This window comes from Streptomyces bottropensis ATCC 25435 (genome assembly GCF_000383595.1).
GTDB lineage: Bacteria > Actinomycetota > Actinomycetes > Streptomycetales > Streptomycetaceae > Streptomyces > Streptomyces bottropensis.
The window spans coordinates 6,770,100-6,791,388 of record NZ_KB911581.1; the positions used below are offsets into that span (position 1 = coordinate 6,770,100).

At 71.4% G+C, this 21,289-nt stretch carries 18 protein-coding genes; 12 read left to right on the forward strand and 6 right to left on the reverse strand.

All coding sequences use genetic code 11. The annotated features are described in order from the left end of the window. The first annotated feature begins 124 nt into the window (after positions 1 to 124). On the forward strand, positions 125 to 1,066 hold the full coding sequence (locus tag STRBO_RS0130180; RefSeq protein ID WP_202498795.1) for a phosphotransferase family protein: 942 nt from the start codon (positions 125 to 127) through the stop codon (positions 1,064 to 1,066). Positions 1,067 to 1,123: 57 nt separating this feature from the next. Here STRBO_RS0130180 and STRBO_RS0130185 read toward each other — a convergent pair whose 3' ends face one another. Beyond that, complete coding sequence (locus STRBO_RS0130185; RefSeq protein ID WP_028796924.1) at positions 1,124 to 2,347, reverse strand: RNA-guided endonuclease InsQ/TnpB family protein; 1,224 nt, start codon at positions 2,345 to 2,347, stop codon at positions 1,124 to 1,126. 25 nt (positions 2,348 to 2,372) lie between these two features. Between STRBO_RS0130185 and tnpA the strand changes: the two genes are divergently transcribed. Together tnpA and STRBO_RS0130195 are read left to right on the forward strand one after the other, a co-directional pair. Beyond that, positions 2,373 to 2,789: an IS200/IS605 family transposase gene (gene tnpA / locus STRBO_RS0130190; protein ID WP_005478412.1), complete on the forward strand. Its 417-nt coding sequence runs from the start codon at positions 2,373 to 2,375 to the stop codon at positions 2,787 to 2,789. A gap of 230 nt (positions 2,790 to 3,019) precedes the next feature. Continuing rightward, entirely contained in the window at positions 3,020 to 4,204 is a 1,185-nt protein-coding gene (locus STRBO_RS0130195; protein ID WP_020115288.1) for a winged helix DNA-binding domain-containing protein, read from the forward strand. A gap of 250 nt (positions 4,205 to 4,454) precedes the next feature. Here STRBO_RS0130195 and STRBO_RS0130200 read toward each other — a convergent pair whose 3' ends face one another. Both STRBO_RS0130200 and STRBO_RS0130205 read right to left on the reverse strand, forming a co-directional pair. Continuing rightward, the gene (locus tag STRBO_RS0130200) at positions 4,455 to 5,102 is read right to left on the reverse strand and encodes a DUF4360 domain-containing protein (RefSeq protein ID WP_005478415.1); all 648 of its coding nucleotides are present in this window, start codon (positions 5,100 to 5,102) and stop codon (positions 4,455 to 4,457) included. Between the two features lie 274 nt (positions 5,103 to 5,376). After that, positions 5,377 to 5,691, reverse strand: coding sequence for a hypothetical protein (locus STRBO_RS0130205; protein WP_028796925.1), 315 nt, complete (start codon positions 5,689 to 5,691; stop codon positions 5,377 to 5,379). Between the two features lie 176 nt (positions 5,692 to 5,867). Between STRBO_RS0130205 and STRBO_RS0130210 the strand changes: the two genes are divergently transcribed. The 6 genes from STRBO_RS0130210 to STRBO_RS0130235 all read left to right on the forward strand — a co-directional run bounded on the left by STRBO_RS0130210 (position 5,868) and on the right by STRBO_RS0130235 (position 12,546). Then, positions 5,868 to 6,227, forward strand: a complete 360-nt coding sequence (locus tag STRBO_RS0130210) for an arsenate reductase family protein (protein WP_020115289.1) — start codon at positions 5,868 to 5,870, stop codon at positions 6,225 to 6,227. A 160-nt stretch (positions 6,228 to 6,387) separates the two neighbouring features. After that, positions 6,388 to 7,092 (forward strand): RlpA-like double-psi beta-barrel domain-containing protein, encoded by a 705-nt coding sequence (locus STRBO_RS0130215; RefSeq protein WP_020115290.1) that lies wholly within the window; start codon positions 6,388 to 6,390, stop codon positions 7,090 to 7,092. A 326-nt stretch (positions 7,093 to 7,418) separates the two neighbouring features. Beyond that, a complete protein-coding gene (glnII, locus tag STRBO_RS0130220) occupies positions 7,419 to 8,447 on the forward strand; it encodes a glutamine synthetase (RefSeq protein ID WP_005478423.1) in 1,029 nt (342 codons plus the stop codon). 444 nt (positions 8,448 to 8,891) lie between these two features. After that, entirely contained in the window at positions 8,892 to 9,551 is a 660-nt protein-coding gene (locus STRBO_RS0130225) for a winged helix-turn-helix domain-containing protein (RefSeq protein WP_005478426.1), read from the forward strand. A gap of 127 nt (positions 9,552 to 9,678) precedes the next feature. Continuing rightward, positions 9,679 to 10,692 carry an SDR family oxidoreductase gene (locus STRBO_RS0130230; protein ID WP_202498797.1) on the forward strand — a complete coding sequence of 338 codons (1,014 nt, stop codon included), beginning with the start codon at positions 9,679 to 9,681 and terminating at the stop codon, positions 10,690 to 10,692. 279 nt (positions 10,693 to 10,971) lie between these two features. Beyond that, positions 10,972 to 12,546, forward strand: coding sequence for a DUF1996 domain-containing protein (locus STRBO_RS0130235; protein WP_020115291.1), 1,575 nt, complete (start codon positions 10,972 to 10,974; stop codon positions 12,544 to 12,546). A 126-nt stretch (positions 12,547 to 12,672) separates the two neighbouring features. On the opposite strand, the gene STRBO_RS0130240 is transcribed toward STRBO_RS0130235, so the two are convergent. After that, entirely contained in the window at positions 12,673 to 13,125 is a 453-nt protein-coding gene (locus tag STRBO_RS0130240; RefSeq protein ID WP_028796926.1) for a hypothetical protein, read from the reverse strand. Positions 13,126 to 13,240: 115 nt separating this feature from the next. On the opposite strand from STRBO_RS0130240, the gene STRBO_RS0130245 reads away from it, so the two are divergent. From STRBO_RS0130245 to STRBO_RS0130255, 3 genes are all read left to right on the forward strand, one after another. Further along, positions 13,241 to 16,369, forward strand: coding sequence for an alpha-N-acetylglucosaminidase (locus STRBO_RS0130245; protein ID WP_005478435.1), 3,129 nt, complete (start codon positions 13,241 to 13,243; stop codon positions 16,367 to 16,369). 179 nt (positions 16,370 to 16,548) lie between these two features. Next, positions 16,549 to 18,495: a hypothetical protein gene (locus STRBO_RS0130250; RefSeq protein ID WP_005478437.1), complete on the forward strand. Its 1,947-nt coding sequence runs from the start codon at positions 16,549 to 16,551 to the stop codon at positions 18,493 to 18,495. Between the two features lie 71 nt (positions 18,496 to 18,566). Further along, positions 18,567 to 19,259, forward strand: a complete 693-nt coding sequence (locus tag STRBO_RS0130255) for a TetR/AcrR family transcriptional regulator (RefSeq protein ID WP_028796927.1) — start codon at positions 18,567 to 18,569, stop codon at positions 19,257 to 19,259. 48 nt (positions 19,260 to 19,307) lie between these two features. Here the strand turns inward: STRBO_RS0130255 and STRBO_RS0130260 are convergent, their stop codons facing one another. Together STRBO_RS0130260 and STRBO_RS0130265 are read right to left on the reverse strand one after the other, a co-directional pair. Continuing rightward, complete coding sequence (locus STRBO_RS0130260; protein WP_028796928.1) at positions 19,308 to 19,658, reverse strand: 5-carboxymethyl-2-hydroxymuconate Delta-isomerase; 351 nt, start codon at positions 19,656 to 19,658, stop codon at positions 19,308 to 19,310. A gap of 5 nt (positions 19,659 to 19,663) precedes the next feature. Beyond that, positions 19,664 to 21,271 carry a fused response regulator/phosphatase gene (locus STRBO_RS0130265; protein WP_005478440.1) on the reverse strand — a complete coding sequence of 536 codons (1,608 nt, stop codon included), beginning with the start codon at positions 21,269 to 21,271 and terminating at the stop codon, positions 19,664 to 19,666. Positions 21,272 to 21,289 lie beyond the last annotated feature (18 nt).

Here is a 21,289-nt window from a genome sequence, read left to right on the forward strand (position 1 = left end):
CCCGCCTTGCGCGGGGCCGGTGTCCGAGGGGCTTCGCTGCGCGTGTCCAGGATGATGGTGTGGCGGGTGCGAGGGCATCCCATTTATCGGGGAACGGCCGGGGTGCGTCGGGGATGCTGGGTCCATGGCATCGGATGATCATGAGTGGGCCGCGACCCGGGCATGGGTGGCCGAGCGGCTCCCGGAGGGCCGCACCGTACGGAACTGGACGGATCTGCGGGGTGGTTGGACCTCCCGGATGCGCGGGCTGACGCTCGACGACGGGACGGGGCTCGTCCTGCGGTCGTTCGTGAAACCGTTCTTCCGGCTGCACGCTCCGGGGCTGCTGAACCGTGAGGCCGAGATCCTCACGCTGCTCGCCTCGTACGACGGCATTCCCGCTCCACGCCTGCACGCCGTCGACCCGACCGCCGAACTCGCCGACCACCCCTCGCTGTTGATGTCCCTGCTGCCGGGATCGTTGCGGATGGCGCAGGACGCGGACCTGGAGGCGCGGCTGGATCTGCTCGCCGGGCAGCTCGCCCGCATCCACGCGGTCGTACCGGAGCGACGGCCCCGCACGTACCAGGCCTGGACCTCGCCCGAGCGGGTCAGCACGCCGGGCGGTGCGCTGTGGGAGCGGGCGGTGGAGGTGATCCGGCGGGAGGCACCCGCGTACGAAGGGTGCTTCCTGCACCGGGACTTCCATCCCGGGAACGTCCTCTTCACGGGTACGGGTGACGGGGCGGGCGGTGGTCTTCGGGTCAGCGGGGTCGTGGACTGGGTCGAGACCTCGTGGGGGCCGGCGGACCTCGATGTGGCGCACTGTTCGACCGCCCTGGCGTTGTTGTACGGGGTGGAGCACGGGCTCGGATTCAGGGAGCGGTACGAGGCGCGGGGCGGGCGTCGGCCGGCCGTGGACCAGGACCACGTGTACTGGCGGCTGCTGGACGCACTGGGCTACGCCCCGGACGCGGAGAAGCTCGCGGTGCCCTGGCGGGAGCTGGGGCGGACGGATCTGACGCCGGAGGTCCTGGGGGCTCGGCTGGAGGGGTACGTGGGCGGGGTGCTGGAGCGGTACGCTTGACTTGCTCTTCGCCCTGAAGGGCGAAGATTCTGGCCTTCTCGGCTGGTTGCCGTGCCGCTACGCGGCACGGTTTCCGGTCGGGAATCCGTGGCTTCCTGTTTCTTCGCGCTGTGCCGGGATCGCTCCTGGTCTTACCGGCGCTCCGCAGGCCGATACCGCCAGTCCGGCGGCCGTTTTGACGTTGATCGCGGCGTTGGTGTCCCGGTCATGGACGGCGCCGCAGGCGGCACAGGTCCATTCCCGGATGTTCAGGGGTTTAGGTCCGTCCTTGACACCGCAGGTGGAGCAGGTCTGGGAGGTCGGCTCGAACCGGCCGATCGTGACCAGGGTCCGGCCGTACCGGACCGCTTTGTACTCCAGCATGCTGACGAACGAGGACCATCCTGCGTCGTGCACGGACTTGGCCAGCCGGGTACGCGCCAGTCCTGCCACCGACAGACTTTCCACGGCGATTCCTTGGTTCTCGGAGATCAGCCGGGTGGAGATCTGGTGGTGGAACTCTTTGCGGGCGTCGGTGACCTCGGCATGGGCGCGAGCGACTTTCAAGCGGGCCTTGGCGCGGTTCTTCGATCCCTTCTGCTTGCGGGACAGTTCCCGCTGGGCCTTCTTCAGCTTCTTCTCCGCCCGGCGCAGGAACCGCGGGGAGTTGATCTTCGTGCCGTCGGACAGGACGGCGAAATGCGTCAGGCCCAAGTCGATGCCGATGTTCTGGTCGGTGTCGGGCATCCGGGTGGCATCGGCCGCGGGGTCGGTGTCGACGACGAAGGAGGCGAAGTACCGCCCGGCCGCGTCCTTGACGACGGTGACGGAAGTGGGGGTGGTGGGCAGGGTGCGGGACCACTTCACCTTCACCGCACCGATCTTCGGCAGGTCCAGACGGCCGCTGCCGGTGATCTTCCAGCGGGCGTTGGAGGTGAACCGGATCGACTGCCGGGCGTCCTTGCGGGACTTGTGCCGGGGTACGCCCAGTTTCGGGCCCTTGCGATCGCCCTTGAGGGAGGCGAAGAAATTGCGGTACGCAGTCTCGACGTCCCGCAGGGACTGCTGGAGCACCACCGCGGAGACCTCGCCCAGCCAGGACCGCTCCACCGTCTGCTTCGCCTCGGTGATCAGCCTCTTCGACAGCTCTGCGGCCTTGGGGAACGGCTGCTTGGCCGTTCTGGCCTTCTCACGGGCGCGGACCGCGTCGTTGAACACGACACGAGCACACCCGAACGCCCTCGCCAATGCCCTCTGCTGGCCGGTGTCCGGGTACAACCTGAAGGAGTACCGGAGCTGCATGACCATCACGATACATACTTGGGTTATGGGCGAGATGCAGAAGATCAGAACTGGCAGGCACTGTGCTTTCGTGATGCACGTCCACTTGGTCTTCGTGACCAAGTTCCGGCACAGCGTGTTCGCCGATGCCCACTTGAGGCGTATGGAAGAGATCATGCGGTCGGTGTGTACGGACTTCGAATGCGAGCTGGTGGAGTTCAACGGTGAGGACAACTACGTCCACCTGCTGGTGAACTTCCCGCCCAAAGTCGCCGTGACCAAACTGGTCAACTCCCTCAAGGGCGTCTCCTCCCGCCGCCTGCGCCAGGAGTTCCCCGACCTGGTACGCCACTACTGGAGGGCCAACAAGCTGTGGTCCGGCTCCTACTTCGCCGGAACGGTCGGCGGCGCCCCGCTCAGCGTGGTCAGGCAGTACATCGAACAGCAGAACCGGCCGGTGTGAACACCGTCCGGCTCCGCCGGACCTGAATCCGCGACGCTCCGCGTCGCCACCATCAGATTCGCTTCACCACCGGCCTGAAGGCCGATGCACTGCGAATGAATTCCGGTAGCCGGGCGGGGCCGGGCGCTGGGGCGTCCGATTGTCAGTGGCGTCCGGAAGGATTGCGTCGGGTGTTCCGGCGCGGTCGGCGCTCCGGATGCCGGGCGCGGTGTGAGGGTGAGGCGGTGGGCATGGCTGACGGGCGGCAGCGGTATGTCGGGGTGGCCGAGCGGCGGGTGCGGCTGGGGCTGCGGCAGCGGTTGGCCGGATCCGTGCGGGCGGCGGGGCCGGAGGAGGTGGCTGATTCCCTGGTGGCCCTGCACGGCTCGGATCCCGCGACGGTGCCGCTCGCGGTGGGCGCGCGGCTCGCCGATCCCGGGCGGACGGTGGCCGAGACCGAGCGGGCGCTGTACGTGGACCGCTCGCTGGTCCGGATGCACGGTATGCGGCACACCGTGTTCGTGTTCCCGACCGAGCTGACCGCCGTGGTGCACGCCTCGACCGGTATCACGGTCGCCGCGAGGGAGCGGGCGGCGCTGCTGAAGGACATGGCCGCGGCCGGGGCGCCGGACGCGGCCTGGCTGAAGGAGGTCGAGGAGTCGGCGCTGGCCGCGCTGGCCCGCCGGGGCCAGGCGACCGCGGCCGAACTCGCCGAGGACGAACCGAGGTTGCGGGAGCGGTTCGCGTACGCGGCCGGGAAGAGTTACGAGGGGACGCACACCGTCTCGACGCGGCTGCTGAGGGTGCTGGGGGTGGAGGGCAGGGTCGTGCGGGGGCGGCCGCTGGGCTCCTGGACGTCGAGCCAGTTCCGGTGGGCCGTGGCCCCCGCGCATCCGGAGCTGGATGTGGCGCAGGCCCAGGCGTCCCTGCTGGGCCGGTGGTTGGCGGCCTGCGGCCCGGCGACCGAGGCGGATCTGAAGTGGTGGACGGGGTGGCGTGTCACCGAGGTCCGCCGGGCGCTGGCGGCGATCGCGGCGCGAGTCGTGGCGCTGGACGAGGGGACGGGGTATGTGACCGCCGAGGACGAGGAGCCGGTTTCCGACCCCGGCGAGCCCTGGGCCGCCCTTGTGCCCGCCCTCGATCCGACGGCGATGGGCTGGCGGCAACGCGACTGGTATCTCGCCCCCGAACTCCGGCCGGCCCTGTTCGACTACAGCGGCAACGTCGGGCCGACGGTGTGGTGGAACGGCCGGGTGATCGGCGGCTGGGCCCAGCGGTCCGACGGGGAGGTCGTGTGGCGGCTGCTCGACACGGAGGGGGTGGGGCGGGAGGCCGAGACGGCGATCCGTGCGGAGGCTGCGCGGCTGCGGGGGTGGGTGGGTGACACCCGGGTCACACCGCGCTTTCGGACGCCGCTGGAGAAGGAATTGATGTGATGCGGGTGCGCGGGCCGGGGTGGGGGGGCTGTTCGTACGTTGGTGGGGGCGGGTGCGTCGGAGAGGGCGGGTGCGTCGGAGAGGGCGGATGCGATGCGTCGGCGGGTGCGGGTGCGTCGTGGTTGCTCTCGCAGTTCCCCGCGCTCCTGAAAAGCAGGGGCTGCGCCACCACCCACGGACGAAACCCGGCCCTCCCCCGCCCACACAAAGCGCCGGGTACCCCAGAAGCAGGGGGCACCCGGCAACCGGCTCACTCCGAGGGGCACTGCTTCCAGGCCAGGTGATAGATCGTGCTGATGTCACCGTCCGTCGAGTCCATGGTCATGAAACTCGTGCTGCTGGCCGGCGACGACCCCCGGTTGACCCTCAGCTCGGTGTTGATGTTGAAGTTGCGCTCCATCCCACAGGGCGCCCACACCAGCTGGGCCCAGTCGGTCTCGTCCGTGGCCTGCCAGTTGTCCTCCTTCGGGCCGCTGAACGTGTGGGTCCTGGAGGCCGTGTCCGGGGAGCCCTGGAAGTAGTACGAGGCCTTCTCGACGCCGCTCGCGCCGCGCGCGAGAGAGGCGAAGCCGCGGTAGTCGACGCTGGCGATGGCGTAGGTGAAGCCACCGGGCACATGGACGATCAGGTTGAGCTGGCAGTTCTTGCGGAACGCGGTGGACGGGGCGCCACCGCCGACCTGGGCGAGGTAGTCGCTGTAGGTCACCGTGAACGCGGTGTTGTCCGGTGAGACGGCGACCGCGGCCGTGCCCTGGGGACAGCCGGAGCCGTTCACCGTGGCGACCTTGATGATGATCTTGTCCGGGGGCGGGTCCTCGAAGGGGGACTCGGCCTGCGCGGGAAGCGCACTGGCGAACAGGGCGGCTACGGCGCCGCCCAGGAGGAGACCACGAACCATGGGGGGTTCTCCCATCAGAGTCATGCACATGTCAATAGACAGGTGCGAGAACCCCACGGCCTGCGACGCCACGGACCGCGCGAGCGCAGTCTGTGAAACAGCTGTGAAGACCGGGGGGCGACCGCATCGTATGGAGCCCGGACGGGCAGGGCTAGAGCGATCTCCGGCCAACCCTGGCGGCCGGAGATCGCCCATTCCCGGTGAACCCCTCGGCTTTCCTCGGCGGATCGACGGGGCGGTCGCGCGGTACACCGCGCCGACCGCCCCCACCGCACTAGCGGCTGTAGCGCATCAGCGCCCGCACCATGTGGCACGTGGTGTCCGACGGCGGATGCACGCCGATGACCTCCGCCGTGCTCCGGATCGTCTCGTTGCGCGCCTGGTTCGGCATGTGGACGCCGGAGTCGAGCAGGGCGATCGCGAGGCGCATGGCCTTCAGGCGCCGGTTGTGGGTGATGTACCACTCACGCGGACGGCCCGGCGGGAGCGTGTGCTTGACCACCGGCTCGTACGGGAGATCGAGCAGGACGGGATGCTGGACGGTCGACTGGGTGGGCAGCGGCTTGGACTTCAGTGCGGCAGCGGGCACGGACATCCTCCTGTCGCGGTCTGGGCACCGCCGGAATCCCCCGTCGGCAACCCTCGAACACTGCTTCTATTTTACTACTCCGCACTGACAATCGCCCCTGGCCAGAAGGCATCTGAGGGGTCCTGTGGCGCAGGTGGAACACGAGTTTTCGCGACCGGTTGACTACCGTGGGCGGCATGGAGATCTGGATCAATCCGGCCTGTTCCAAGTGCCGCAGCGCGCTCAGCCTGCTCGACGCCGAGGGTGCCGACTACACCGTCCGCCGCTACCTGGAGGACATCCCGAGCGAGGACGAGATCCGCGCCGTACTCGACCGGCTCGGGCTCGAACCGTGGGACGTCACCCGCACCCAGGAGGCCGCCGCCAAGGAGCTGGGCCTCAAGGGGTGGGCGCGGGACGCGGGTTCGCGCGACCGCTGGGTCACGGCACTCGCCGAGCACCCGGGGCTCATCCAACGGCCCATCATCACCGCCGAGGACGGCACGGCGGTGGTGGCCCGCACGGAGGAGGCGGTACGGGACGCTCTGTCCAGGTAACAGGTGGCCCGGTCGCCCCGGCTCTCAACCGTGGCGTGACGTGCGTCACTTGAGGGTTTGCTGTGACCGTTGAGTAGCTTCGTTCGACATCTCGTACGTAGCGGCGTACTCGTCCGATCCGGTGGCCGATCCGAAGGCCCGCCGGGAACAGGAGGCGCGCATGTCGCGTAGGAGAACGCTCGGCACGAAGAAGAAGGTCGCGCTGTTCGTGACCGCGGCGGCGGTGGCGGGAGGCGGGGCCTTCGCCATGGCGACCACGTCGAACGCGGCGCAGACCGCGGCGGATTCCAGTGTCTGTCAGGGGCTGGCCACCGCGCTCGGCAACAACGAGCGGTTCATCGCGGACCAGAAGGCGAAGCCCGACGCCCAGTCGGCGGCGCGGATCGCCAACCGCGAGGCGGTCATCGCCCAGATCAAGGTCCAGCAGGGCGCGTCGGACTGCGTGGTCGGGGAGTCGGCTCAGGGCTCCCAGGCCGCACCGCCCGCACAGCCGTCCGCGCCGACCACGCAGACCGGGGGGTCGGCTCAGGACCCCCAGGGCGACGAGGCGGCCGGGAACACGGGCGGCGGCGCGGGGAACACGGGCGGCGCGGGTGACACCGGCAACGCCGGGGCCGGCCAGCAGGTCTGCAACGGCTCCACCGTCACCCTCTCCGGCGAGGGCGGCGCCCCGGCCGCGTCCAGCAACCAGTTCCCGGCCGGCACGAAGCTGCGGGTGACCAACCTGGACAACAACAAGTCCACGACCGTCGAGGTCACCTCGGTCTCCGGCAGTTGTGCCCTGCTGAACAACGCCGCCTTCGAACAGGTCCGGGAACCCGGCAAGTTCCTGATCCGCCGCGCGCTGATCGAGAAGGTGGGGTGACGCCGGTCCGGGCGGCGGCGTGAGCCCGCTCGTAACGGTGAGGTGAAGAGAGGGCGACCGCACTCCGGGAGGCCGGCCACCGCGCACAGCGATGGCCGGCCTCGTCCGCGGGTACGGCCAGTGGGTACGACCAGCGCGTACGACCAACACGTCCGCCGGGACGTGAGTCGCGCCACAGCGACTCCAGGTAACACGGGGTTCACATTCGAGCAACGGCCGGGAAATCGCGTGTTGACAGGCTGCGCGGCATCAGCGCGGCGTTTCAGTGCCGCAGCGCCGCAGCACCCGCACATGCGCCTAGTGACCCACCCCGAAGGATGTGTCCCGTGACCTTCAAGGCTGAGTACATCTGGATCGACGGCACCGAGCCGACGGCCAAGCTCCGCTCGAAGACGAAGATCTTCGCCGACGACGCCAAGGGTGCGGAGCTGCCGATCTGGGGCTTCGACGGGTCTTCCACGAACCAGGCCGAGGGGCACTCCTCGGACCGCGTGCTCCAGCCTGTCTTCTCCTGCCCGGACCCGATCCGCGGCGGCGACGACATCCTCGTGCTCTGCGAGGTCCTCAACATCGACATGACGCCGCACGAGTCCAACACCCGTGCCGCGCTGCGCGAGGTGGCCGAGAAGTTCACCGCCCAGGAGCCGATCTTCGGCATCGAGCAGGAGTACACCTTCTTCGACGGCGAGCGCCCGCTCGGCTTCCCGATCGGCGGCTTCCCGGCCCCCCAGGGCGGCTACTACTGCGGTGTCGGCGCCGACGAGATCTTCGGCCGTGACATCGTCGAGGCCCACCTGGAGAACTGCCTGAAGGCCGGTCTCGCCATCTCCGGCATCAACGCCGAGGTCATGCCCGGCCAGTGGGAGTTCCAGGTCGGACCGGTCCCCCCGCTGGAGGTCTCCGACCACCTGTGGGTGGCCCGCTGGCTGCTCTACCGCACCGCCGAGGACTTCGACGTCTCCGCGACGCTGGACCCGAAGCCCGTCAAGGGCGACTGGAACGGCGCCGGCGCGCACACCAACTTCTCCACGAAGGCGATGCGCGAGGGCTACGAGGCGATCATCACCGCGTGCGAGTCGCTGGGCGAGGGCTCGAAGCCGCTCGACCACGTCAAGAACTACGGCGCCGGCATCGACGACCGCCTGACCGGTCTGCACGAGACCGCCCCGTGGAACGAGTACTCCTACGGTGTCTCCAACCGTGGCGCCTCGGTCCGTATCCCGTGGCAGGTCGAGAAGGACGGCAAGGGCTACATCGAGGACCGCCGCCCGAACGCCAACGTCGACCCGTATGTCGTGACGCGGCTGATCGTCGACACCTGCTGCACCGCGCTCGACAAGGCCGGCCAGGTCTGATCCGTCCGGGCCGCACGGGCCCGAGCTTCGCCGAAGGGCGTCCACCGAACCGGTGGGCGCCCTTCGGCGTCCCCGGCCCGCCCAGGACCGGGCCGGGGCGCACGGGTGCGTGACGGCAGCGACGTGGGTGTGATGTCAAAGAAGCGTCCAAGCAGTGAGAGGAGGCTCCTGCGACGGGCGTGTGTCTGCTTCAATGAACCCATGGCCGGCTTCCAGAATCGACGCGTGACGGGTCGCCATGACCTGGAGCCCTTCTGGCCTTCCCGTCAGCACCACGACTTCGACCGGGTGTGTTGCCGCGCGACGAACGCGCCGGCCCTCTAAAGCCGTACACCCCGGCCTTCGGTCGGCGCGGAACGACGTACGTCCCTCGGCGCGGCCGGCCACGAGCTCGGTCGCCGAGGTCTCCCGGACGAACCTCTCGCGCGAAAGAGCTGACCTCTCATGGCGAACACCCGTTCTCTGTCGACCGCCGCCCCGCTGACCTCCGCGCCGGGCGCCGCGCCCGTCGCCGTCCCCGCGTCCGGCGCCTCCCCCCGGCACCGGCTGCGAGCCGTGGGCCGGGACGAGGTCGTGGACATCACGGACTTCCTGCCGCCGGGCGCCACCTGGCTCCCCGCCCCCCAGCACACCCTGCCCTCGCTTCCGGGCCGGCCGCCGATGGTCGGCTACCTGGTGCTCCTGCCGGCCGACCAGCAGCCGCCGGTGCCGCCGTTCGCCGTCCCGGACGAGCGCCCTCTCGACCACGCGGGCGCCGCCGCGGGTCCCGTCTCCGGTTCCGGTTCCGGTTCCGGTTCCGTCGGGGCCGGGGACGAACTGGTCCGCGTCGACACCGTGCAGCGCACGGCCGAGGTCGGCGGGCGGCCGCTCGACCTCACCTATCTGGAGTTCGAGCTCCTCGCCCATCTCGTCGCGCACCCCAACCGGGTGCACACCCGCGACCAGTTGGTCACCACGGTGTGGGGCTACGGGCATGTGGGCGACGGGCGGACGGTCGACGTCCACATCGCCCGGCTGCGCCGCAAGCTCGGTGCGGAATTCCGCCAGGCGATCCAGACGGTACGGCGGGTCGGGTACAAGTACACGCCTCCGCTGGCCCGTTGACGGCCACCGCGCTCGTCGCGGGGCCGATCCTCTGAAAGCGGATCTCCCGAGAGGATCTTCCGAGAGCGGATCTTCCGAGAGCAGATTCCCGTTCCGTACCGGCCGTCCGGCGGGCAGAGTCGGCGGTATGAGACTTCTGATGCTGGGTGGTACGGAGTTCGTGGGCCGCGCCGTCGTGGAGGCGGCACTGGCCCGCGGCTGGGAGGTGACCGTCTTCCACCGGGGACGGCACGCGCCCGTGGCCGGGGTGCGGTCGCTGCTGGGCGACCGCACCGCGCCGGACGGGCTCACGGCGCTCGCCGACGCCCGCGCCGGCGGGGGCGGGGGCGGGTGGGACGTCGTCGTCGACACCTGGTCGGCGGCACCGCGAGCCGTGCGGGACACCGCGCGCCTGCTGTCCGGCGTGGCCGAACGGTATGTGTACGTGTCGAGTTGCTCGGTGTACGCCTGGCCACCGGCCGCCGGGTACGACGAGCGGGCACCCCTGGTGGACGGCGCGTCGCCGGACGCCGACGGGACGGACTACGCCCGCGACAAGCGGGGCGGGGAACTGGCGGCGGTCGAGGCGTTCGGCGCCGACCGCTCGCTCCTCGTACGCAGCGGGCTGATCCTCGGGCCGTACGAGAACATCGGCCGGCTGCCCTGGTGGCTCACCCGGGTCGCCCGGGGCGGACCGGTCCTGGCGCCCGGCCCCCGCGACCTCCCCCTCCAGTACGTCGACGTCCGCGACCTCGCCGCCTGGATCCTCGGGGCTGCGGAACAGGGGGCGAGCGGCGCGTACAACCTGATCGGTCCCACGGGCACGACCACGATGGGCGAACTGCTGGACGCCTGTGTGCGGGTGACCGGCGGTTCGGCCGAACTCCGCTGGACGTCACCGGAGTTGATCCTCGACGCCGGGATCGAGCCGTGGACGCAGCTGCCGGTGTGGGTGCCCGGGGGGAGCGACCTGCACGACGCGCTGCACCGGGCGGACGTGTCCCGGGCCCTGCGGGACGGGCTGCGTTGCCGGGGTGTGGAGGAGACCGTACGGGACACTTGGGAGTGGCTGACGGAACTCGGCGGAGTCGCGCCGCGACGACCGGACCGGCCGGCGGTGGGACTGGACGCCTCGGTGGAGGCGAAGCTGCTGGGGCTCTAGCCGGGCAAACCGGCATGGGGACGGCGGTTCTCGCGCACCTTGGCCAGAGCCGCCGAAACCCCCCTTTCACGGGCTCCGCCAGGCCCCCTCGCCATGTACACGCCGTAGGGGATCGACAACTCCCGGTGCCGTGTGGGGTGTTGAAACCAGTTTGTCCCACGAATCTCTCATCAATTTCTGAGTCACCTGAACACTCCTGGGACGCACCGCGTACTTGATGGAGCCGCTTCACTCCTGTCGGGCGCCTCGATAGCCCCGCAAGGAAGTCAGAGGAGTTCCATGGGACGCAACACACGCAAACGACGTTCGCCGCTGGCCGTTCGGGCCATTGCCGCATCCGCGGCGCTCGCGGTCGCGGGCGGCGGCCTGGTCTGGGCGAACTTCTACGCCTCAGCGGGCGAGTCGAAGTCCAAGCCCAACGCGACGCTGGCGGCCGCCCAGGTGGCCACCATCGCCTGCCCGGACGTCGGCCAGAAGCTGACGAACGTGCCGAAGAAGGCGCGCGCGGGTGTCGCCAAGGAGCTGGCGCTGCTGGACCGGCAGATCACCGAGGCGTACAAGCGCCTGGCTGACACGCGCCAGGCGCAGGCAGGCGACACCAACTTCGTCAACAACGCCATTCTCGGCCCGCTGAAGTCCAAGCGGACGGCCACCATCGACCGGATCGCCATCAACATCCGGCGCGTGGGCGGCCAGGCTCCGCAGGGCATGGCGCAGCTCGCGGCCTGCCAGGGCAAGGGTGACCAGGCTCAGACCAACGCCGGCGGGGGCCAGGGTCAGAACCAGGGTGGCCAGAACCAGGGCGGCCAGGGTCAGAACCAGGGCGGCCAGAACCAGGGCGGCCAGGGTCAGAACCAGGGCGGCCAGAACCAGGGCGGCCAGAACGGCGGCCAGGGTCAGGGTGGCAACGGCCAGGGCGGCAACGGCCCGGTCGCGGGCGACTTCATCAACATCAACCAGGTCCAGCCCAACGGTGGCCCCAAGGGCGTGAACGGCAACGGTCTCGCCGCCAACGGCAACGGCGGCTCGCGGGGCACCTTCACCACGAGCTGTGGCGTCAACAAGAACGAGCTGCGCAACTCGGACAACGTGATCGTCGCCCCGGGTGTCAGCAACGGCGCCCAGCACCAGCACGACTACGTGGGCAACCAGAGCAACAACGCCTTCGCGAGCGACCAGGACCTGGCCAACGCGCAGACCTCCTGCCAGAACCAGGGCGACAAGTCGTCGTACTTCTGGCCGGTCATCCGCATCCAGGACGGCTCGAACGACATCGACGCCAACAAGCCCGGCGGCGGCGCGGACAAGAACGTCGGCAAGATCGTCGAGCCGAGCCAGGCTCAGCTGAAGTTCGTCGGCAACAAGCGTGGCCCCGTCGTCGCGATGCCGCAGGCACTGCGCATCATCACCGGTGACGCCAAGGCCTTCGTGAACGGCCTGAACAACGCCAACACCAACTGGAGCTGCACCGGCTTCGAGGACCGTGTGGTGACGGACAAGTACCCGATCTGCCCGCAAGGCAGCTCCGTGGTGCGGACGTCCTTCTTCCAGAGCTGCTGGGACGGCAAGAACATCGACAGCGCCAACCACCGCACGCACGTCGACTTCGTCGAGGCGGACGGCAGCTGCTCGAACGGCTTCCAGGCCATCCCCCAGCTCCAGGTCCGCCTGGTCTACAACGTCCCGGCCCCGCAGATCCAGAACGGCCAGGTCGTGCAGCCCTACGCGGTCGACTCCTTCCCGGAGAACCTGCACAAGCCGATCACCGACCACAACGACTTCATCAACTTCTTCAACCAGCAGACGATGAACAAGATGGTCCAGTGCATCAACAACGGCCAGAACTGCAAGTAGTGCCCGAGCGCTTCTGAGCCACAGACGAAAGCCGGCGGTGGGATCTCCCACCGCCGGCTTTCGTCTTTCCCGATCCCCGGCCCCTCGCTTCCCGCTTCGACGTTTCCGGGAGCGGGGCCGGCGCGGTCAGCCGCTGTGGCTGCCGTCGTTGTGGCTACCACCGGGGTTCATGTGCGCGGACCCTTCCTGCATCTCCCCGCCGAGGGTGCCCTGCAGCCCGCCCACGGTCTTCTTCTGGCCGACGGCGACCCACTTGCGGCCGACGAGGTAGTAGCCGCCGTAGTCCTTGGCGCCGGCGAGCCACTCCGCCTGGCCCCGGTCGGTGGCGAAGGTCGCGAGGACGAACTTGCCGTCGAAGTCGCCGTCCTTGTTGGTGCACAGGGCCTGACGGATGGTGTCCGCGTCCGTCTGCATGTCCGGCTTGCAGCCCACCTCGCCCGCGATGTGCTCCAGCGTCCCCGTCGCCGTCTTCGGGACGGCCGCCTCGGCGTCGTCGCCCGCGCCGCAGCCGGTCAGCGCCAGCAGGGCGGCGACCGCGCCGGCCGCGGTTCCCGCAAGCCTCTTCCTCGTCATACTCATCCGTACCTCCGGGTCCGTTCAGGCGACGTGAACGCGCCAGCTCCGTGCGCACCGTTGTTCACGGACGGTCGCCCCGTTAGCGTGCCGCCACTGTCGACACAGGGGGCACACAGACATGAACAGTCCGTCGCGACGCATGGTGCTGGGCTCGGCCGGTGTCATCGGCCTCGGGACCCACCTGCGGTGGTCGGCCCCGGCCCACGCCGCTGAGAGCCCTGGCGAGGGCCCCGCCTTCGATACGGCTCCCGCGCGCTCGGCGCTCAATCGGCTGCTGCCCGGTCATGCCGGACAGTTCCGGCTCAGTCTGCTCGACCGGAGCGGCACGGTCGACCGGTTCCGTGTCACAGGCACCAAGAGAGACATCCAGGTCCAGGCCACCACACCGGCCACTCTCCTCATGGGCGTCCACTGGTACCTGAAGTACGTCTGCGGGGCCCACCTGGCCTGGAACGGCAGCCAACTGGACCTGCCGAGCCGCCTTCCCGCCCCCGCCCGCCCCCTGGAGGGTTCCACCGCCCTCCCCCATCGCTTCGCCCTGAACGACACCAACGACGGATACACCGCCCCGTACGCGGACTGGCCGTACTGGGAACACCAGATCGACCTCCTGGCGGCGCACGGCTGCAACGAGGTGCTGGTCATCGCGGGGATGGAGGCCGTCTACCACCGGCTGCTGAAGGACTTCGGCTACTCCGACGAGGAGTCCCGCGCCTGGCTCCCCGCCCCCTCCCACCAGCCCTGGTGGCTGCTGCAGAACCTCTCCGGGTACGGCGGCCCGCTCTCCCCACAGCTGATCGCCCGCCGGGCCGGCCTCGGCCGGCGCATCACCGACCGCCTGCGCGAGCTGGGCATGTCCCCGGTGCTTCCCGGCTACTACGGGCACGTCCCCAAGCAGTTCGTCGAGCGCAACGGCGGTGACGCGCACGTCGTGCCGCAGGGCCTCTGGCACGGCTTCGAGCGCCCCGACTGGCTCGATCCGCGCACCGACTCCTTCGCCCGGGTCGCCGCCTCCTTCTACGGTCATGTGCGGGACGTGTTCGGCGCGGCGGCCCACTTCAAGATGGACCTCCTGCACGAGGGCGGCACCGCGGGCGACGTGCCCGTCCCCGACGCGGCGCGGGGCGTCGAACGTGCGCTCCACAAGGCCCACCCGGACGCCATCTGGGTGATCCTCGGCTGGCAGGAGAACCCGCTGCCGGAGCTGCTGGACGCCATCGACCGGTCGAGAATGCTGATCGTCGACGGCGTCTCCGACCGCTACGCCAGTGTCACCGACCGCGAACGCGACTGGGGCGGCACCCCGTACTGCTTCGGCACGATCCCCAACTTCGGCGGCCGGACGACCATCGGGGCCCGCGCGCACCTGTGGACCGACAAGTTCTTCGCCTGGCGGGACAAGCCCGACAGCGCACTGGTGGGCACGGCGTACATGCCGGAGGCCACCGACCGCGACCCGGCGGCCTTCGAGCTCTTCTCCGAACTGGCCTGGACACCGGGGAAGATCGACCGGGCCGCCTGGTTCTCCGCGTACGCCGACTTCCGCTACGGCGGCCGCGACGACGCGGCGCGCGCGGCCTGGCGGGCGCTGCACGAGACCGCCTACCAGCAGCGGGCCGTGGAGCGCAGCGACCCGCACGACTCGCTGTTCTGCGCCCGCCCGGACCTCGCCGCGGACCGCGCCGCCGAGTACGCGCCGCGCACGCTGACCTACGACCCCGGCCGCTTCGACGCGGCCTTCGCCGGGCTGCTGGACGTGGCGGGCGGGCGGCGCCGCAATCCGGCGTACCGGTACGACGTGGTGGACCTGGCACGGCAGGCGCTCGCGCACCGGAGCCGCCAGTACCTGCCGCAGCTGCGGGCGGCCCACCGGCGCAAGGACCTCACGACGTTCCGCGCGCTGTCCACGCTCTGGCTGCGGCTGATGCGGCTGTCCGACGAGGTCACGGGCACGGACGGGGCGTTCCTGCTGGGGCCGTGGGTGAACGACGCGCGGCTGCTGGCGACGGACGACGCCGAGCGGGCGGAGTTCGAGCGGACGGCGAAGGTCCTGATCACGGTGTGGGGAGGGCGCGCCACCTCCGACACGGGGGATCTGCACGAGTACGGCAACCGGGAGTGGAACGGCCTGATGGCCGACTTCTACGTTCCGCGCTGGCAGAAGTGGCTGGACGCCCTGGAGGACGCGCTCGCGACGGGGACCGCTCCGGCGGCCGTGGACTGGTTCGCGTTCGAGGAGCCGTGGACCCGGGAGCGCAAGGACTATCCGCTGCGGCCGGTGGGCGACGCGTACCGGACGGCGGCGCGGGTGCGGGACGTGCTGGCGCGGGCGCCGTACCAGGGGACCCTGACCGTCACCGCGGAGCCGCCGGTGCTGCCGCCCGGCGGGAGCGCGCGGCTGTCGGCGGTCTTCCGCAACGTCAACGGGCTGCGGGACACCGGGCGGGTGGACTTCGCGCTCGGCGGCTTCGCCGGTACGGCCGAGCCGGAGGGGCCGACATCGTTGCCGGGCGTCGCGGCGGCGGGGTCGGGGACGGTCCGCTGGCGCGCGGACACGCCGGGTGCGCCGCTCGACCGGCCGCTACGGCCGCTGCCCTACACGGTCACGGTCGTGTACGGGCCCCGGGGCGAGGACCGGGTCGAGGGGCGCTTCGACGGGACGCTGTTCGAGGCGGGGGCGCTCGATGCGGGGTGGCGCACCTACACGAACAACGGGGCCGTCTTCGGGCAGCTCGGGGGCCGTTTCGCGATCGACGGTGCCGGGGCGGACCTGTGGCGGGGGACGTCGGAGTTCGGCACGGTCTATCGGGCGGGGGCCTTCCGGGACGGTACGTCCGTGACGCTCCGGGTCGACTCCCAGGCGGCGACCGGGAACTGGGCGCGGGCGGGGATCGTGGTGCGCGACGTGCTCGGTGAGGCCGGGTCGAAGGGCTTCGTGAATCTGGCGGTCACTCCGGCCAACGGGGTGGTGCTGTCGTACGACAGCTCGGGCGACGGGACGCTCGACACGTACCGGCGGATCACGGGGGTGAGGGCGCCGGTGGTGCTGCGGTTGAGCCGGGTGGGGACGGGGGCGTACGTGGGTGAGTGCTCCGTCGACGAGGGGGCGACCTGGCGGGTGGTGGCGTCGGTGAGTGTGCCGGGGGCGGCGGGTGGGGGGCAGGACGTGGGGATGTTCATGAGCGCGACGAACGGGGGGAGCGGGGCGAGGGGCCTGGTCGAGTTCAGCGGGTGGTCGCTGACGTGACAGACACGGCCCTGTCGCCCCTGAGAAGCAGTGGGCGCAGCCCCTGCTTCTCAGGGGCGCGGGGAACTGCGCGAGCAACCCCCACCGGGCCGCGCCCGGACGACGCACCCCACCCCCCAGCCGCCCCACCCGGCGGAGCGCTGCGGTGACCATCCGACCATTCGCTCGTTCTGCTGAACGTGCAGTCACAGGATGTCGCCCCGCGCCGCCCCGCATCGTCCCGCGCCCAGGAGTCGGTCGTGGACGTCGAGCAGGCGGAGGCCGCGCTCGTCGAGCACTATCCGCGTCTGGTCCGGCTGGCCTATCTGACGTTGCCGTCGAGCCTGGGCCGCAACCGCCGGGTGCTGACGGCACACGCGCTGGCCCAGCGGGCCCTGCCGAGGAGCCGCAGGTCGACGTCTCTCATCCCGGCGCAGGCGACGGGCGCCGACCGGGAGCGCGACCCCGGGTACGCCTTCGTCCGGCTCCAGGTCGTCCGCACCGCCCTGCAGGCGGGCCTGCCCCTGAGGCGGACGGTGTGGCCGAAGCGGTCCCAACTGCCGCCTCTGCTGCCGCGGGTGTGGGGCCTGCGGCTGTTCCCCCGCTCCGGAGGCGCCGACGAGATGGCCCTGGACCAGCGGCTGTCGGCGCTCTCCTCGCCGGGGCGCGCCGCCTACGTCCTGCGGGGCCTGGAGCGGCTCCCCGACGCGGTGATCACATCGCTCCTGGAGGAGGCGGGCGTCGACGCCCCGGCCGCCGCGCTGAAGGAGGCCGACTCGGTGCCGGCGCAGCAGTACGCGCTGCTCTCCTCCCCCGAGTACGACCCCTGTTCGCTGCACGCCCGCCCCACCGATCTGATGCGCCGCCGCCAGCACACGAGGGCGGCGCTGGCCGCGACGGCCGCCGTGGTCGTGAGCGCGGCGCTGCTCGGGCTGCCCGGTGAGAGCTGGGGACCCGACGGCGCGGCGGCGCCCTCGTACGCGCGGAACCCGGCGGCCCAGGCCGCCCTCGACCCGGGGCAGCTGACGACGGCGACGGCCACGGCGTGGCGGGCGACGGGGCGCACCGACTTCACCACCTGGCCCGCGCGCGGCGCTCTCGTCAAGGACAGAGCCCTGCTGCGGCGCGCCCTCGCGGTCTGGGCCCGCCCCGGCGAGTCCGTGCAGGTCTCGGTCACCCTCGGCACCCAGGCCGGGCCCCCGCCAGGCCCGCCGCAGCTGCTGTACGCGGGCCAGGTCGACAACCTCCGGGTCGTCCTGCTGCACGACGGTCTGCGGATCGCCCGGTACGCCGAGCCGCTCGACGACCCGGGCATGGCCGCCCTCGACCTGACCCGGGCCGACGGGGCGACCGGCGCCGGCGCGAGCGCCCTGGTCCTCGGCCGGTCCGACGGCAACGTCCGCTATCTGACGGCCCCTTGGGTGCGTGAGGCGGCCGTACGGGATCTGGCGAGGCCCGGCGCCCGGGTGCGTACGCTCGCGCTGGCGAAGGACGGGACGACGGCGCCGTTCGCCAGCCCGGCGGTGCGGACCGGGGAGTGCCGGTCGTGGGACGTGCTGCGGCTCACCGATGCCTCGGGGGGTACGCGGCTGCTGACCGATCTGCTGGAGGTGACGCCGGCGCACCTCACGATCGGGCGCCCGTCGGCCGCCTCGACCAGGCGTGACGCGTCCGCCGCTCCGGGGGTCTGGGCGCCGTTCGCCTGCTCGCTGGCCGCCGTGCGGTCACAAGGTGTGCGGTCCGTGAACGCCTGGCGGTTCGCCCGTCAGCCGCTGCCCGACGGCAGCGGCACGGCCGACTGGGTGTGCACCCGCACCGAGACCTGGCGGGGCGCGGGAACCCGGGCGATGACCCAGTTCGACACCCCGGCCGGCGCGTACGTCACGGCCGCCGCCGACGAGGTCCCGGCCTGTGGCCCTGCCGACCCGCACGTCCTCGCGGCCGGTCCCTGGAAGTCGGCGACCGGCGACTCGTACCTGCTCGCCGCCGGTGCCAGGGACACCGTCTCCGTCGAACTGAGCGGCGGGGTGAGCGGTTCGGCGCCGGGCAACCTGCTCGCCGTACCGGCGGGGGACGGTGTGCGGGCCGAGTTGAAGGGCACGCTGGCGAACGGCCGGGAGATCAGCGGACTGCAGCCAGCCCGGTGAGCGCCCGCGCGTCGAACGCCCTGACGGAATCTCGCCCATGGCGGGCTGGAATCAATCGGTAGAGTGTTCGTATGCGAACCGGTGCGCGCCACAGGATGAGTGTGGAGGAGCGGCGGCAGCAGTTGATCGGGGTGGCCCTCGAACTGTTCAGCCGGCGCCCGCCCGACGAGGTCTCCCTCGACGAGATAGCGTCGGCCGCGGGTATCTCGCGCCCGCTGGTCTACCACTACTTCCCGGGCAAACTCAGCCTGTACGAGGCCGCGTTGACGCGTGCGTCCGACGATCTCGCGCACCGTTTCGTGGAACCCCGGGAGGGTCCCCTCGGCGCCCGGCTGCTCCGTGTCACCCACCGGTTCTTCGACTTCGTCGACGAGCACGGAACCGGTTTCTCGGCGTTGATGCGCGGCGGCCCGGCCGTCGGCTCGTCCCGTACGAACGCCCTCGTCGACGGTGTGCGCCAGGCCGCCTATGTCCAGATTCTTTCGCACCTCGACGTCGAAACCGCACCCGCGCGGCTCGAACTGGTCATCCGCTCCTGGATCTCCCTCGCCGAGTCCACGGCCCTCCTCTGGCTGGACGGGCGCCGCATCCCCAGGCAGGAGCTGGAGGTCCAACTCGTCCACGACTTCGCGGCCCTGGCGGCGGTGAGCGCGGCCCAGGACGAGGAGATGGCGGCCCTGCTCCGCGGCATACTCGCCGACGAGCCGCGGGACGGCCCGTTCAGCGATCTGGCGGGGCGCCTCGTGGCTCTGGGACGCCCCTAGACCCGTACGGACCGGGTCCTGGCCCGCCGCCTTTCGGGAAGATGGGATCTAGAACTTCCGGTACGAGGGGTCGAGGTCCCGGACCTCCGCCGACGCGTGCAGCGCCAGCCCCTCCCCCACCTGCACGAACTTCCGCAGCAGCTCCAGCACGTTCTCGGTCAGCGTCACCTTCGTGGCGTCGGTCCGTCCCGCGAGCAGGCCGAGCGTGACATGCACGATCGCGTGCCCGTCGGTGTCGGGGCCGACGACCGTGTCCTCGGTCGCCCGGAACTGCGTCTTGCACGCCTCCGGCTTCGCGGCGGCGGTGCGCACGACCTCCTCGTGCAGGGCCCTGGCGAACGCGGGCCGGTCGAAGCCCTCGGAGAGAACGGCGGAGTAGTCAACGGTGATCTGCGGCATGAGGGTCACCCTAACCGCAGCCGCAACGCCAGCAGGGCGATGTCGTCCTCCCGGTCCCGCCCGAAACAGTGCAGCAACGTGTCGCACAGCGCCACCGTCCCGTCCGGGGCGTCGGCCGCGGCGGCCCGCAGCTGCTCCAGGGAGAGCGAGAGATCGATGCCCCGGGTCTCGACGAGCCCGTCGGTGACCATGAGCAGCCGATCGGCCGGCCACAGCGTCGTCTCCGTGGGCGGGGGCCGGTCGAGTCCGAGTCCGAGGAGCGGCCCGGCGGCCTTCACGTACGCGGCCTCTCCGGAGTCGCGGACGATCAGCGGCGGGATGTGGCCCGCGTTGGCGACCCGCACGCGCCCGGTGTCCGGCTCGACGAGGGCGAGACAGACCGTGGCGGTGACGTCGGGGTGGTAGTGCTGGAGCATCCGGTCCAGCCGCCGGGCGAGTGCCGCGGGGTCGGACTCCTCCACGCAGTAGGCACGCAGGGCGTGCCGGATCTCGACCATCACGGTGGCCGCGTCCAGGGAGTGCCCGACGACGTCGCCGACGGCGGTCAGGATGCCGCCGGAGGCGGACAGGGCCGCGTAGAAGTCGCCGCCGATCTCGGTCTCGTGGGACGCGGGCACGTACCGCACGACCACGTCGAGGCCGGGGAACTCGGGTACCCGCTTGGGCAGGAAGCTGTGCTGGAGGGTGAGCGCGACATGGCGCTCGACCTGGTACATGAGCAGGGGCTGGGCGGCCAGGGCGGTGGCCTGGGCGAGGCGGCCGACCAGGCCGGTGGTGCCGGCGGCGGTCCCGGGGGTGCCGCGTACGGGGGTGGCGACGCAGACGGGCGTGCCGCTCTCGGTGCGGGCCAGGACCAGTCGGGCGTCCTCGGTGACGCCGGGCCGGAAGAAGCCGGCCGGCCACAGGGGTGCGGGGACCACGGTGTCGGCGGTCCCGGGGACGCCGTCGGTGACACGGCGGATGAGCCGGGCCACGGCCTCGTGCGCGCCGACGTCGGGGAGGGTGGTGCGGGCCCTGGCCCGGGAGGTGCCGCTGTAGAGGTGGCCGTCCTCGCCGAGCACGAACACGGCGGCGGGCAACCGGGTGAGCCGGGCGGCGCCCTCGGCGGCGGCTGCGGCGAGTTCTTCGAGGGTGCGGGCGGCCTGGACGTCGACGATGGTCTCGGACAGCAGGGTGAGCCGGCGGACGAGGGCCTCGGCGTCGTTGCGCATCCGGGCACCGCGCACGGCCGCGCGGACGACCGCCTGGATCTCCTCCGGCTCGGCGGGGACCGTCAGATAGGCCTCGCCGCCCGCGTCCAGGCCCCGGAAGCGGTCGCCGGGGGCGACGGACGCGGCGGAGAAGTGGACGACGGGCAGGGCGGCCGTCGGGGGTTGTGCCTTGAGCCGGCGGCAGAGTTCGAAGCCGCTCATGTCGGGGAGGCCGACGTCGACGAGGGCCACGTCGGGCAGGGGGCCCGAGCGCAGCCGCAGGTCGAGTTCGGCGAGCGCCTCTCCGGCGGTGGCGACGGGGACCACACGGTGCCCGGCCCGGCGCAGGACCGCGTCCATCGCGTACCGGCCGGCGGGCGCGTCGTCGACCACCAGCACCGTGCTGTTTGCTCCGTCGGCCATCGGGCTCATGAGGCTCTC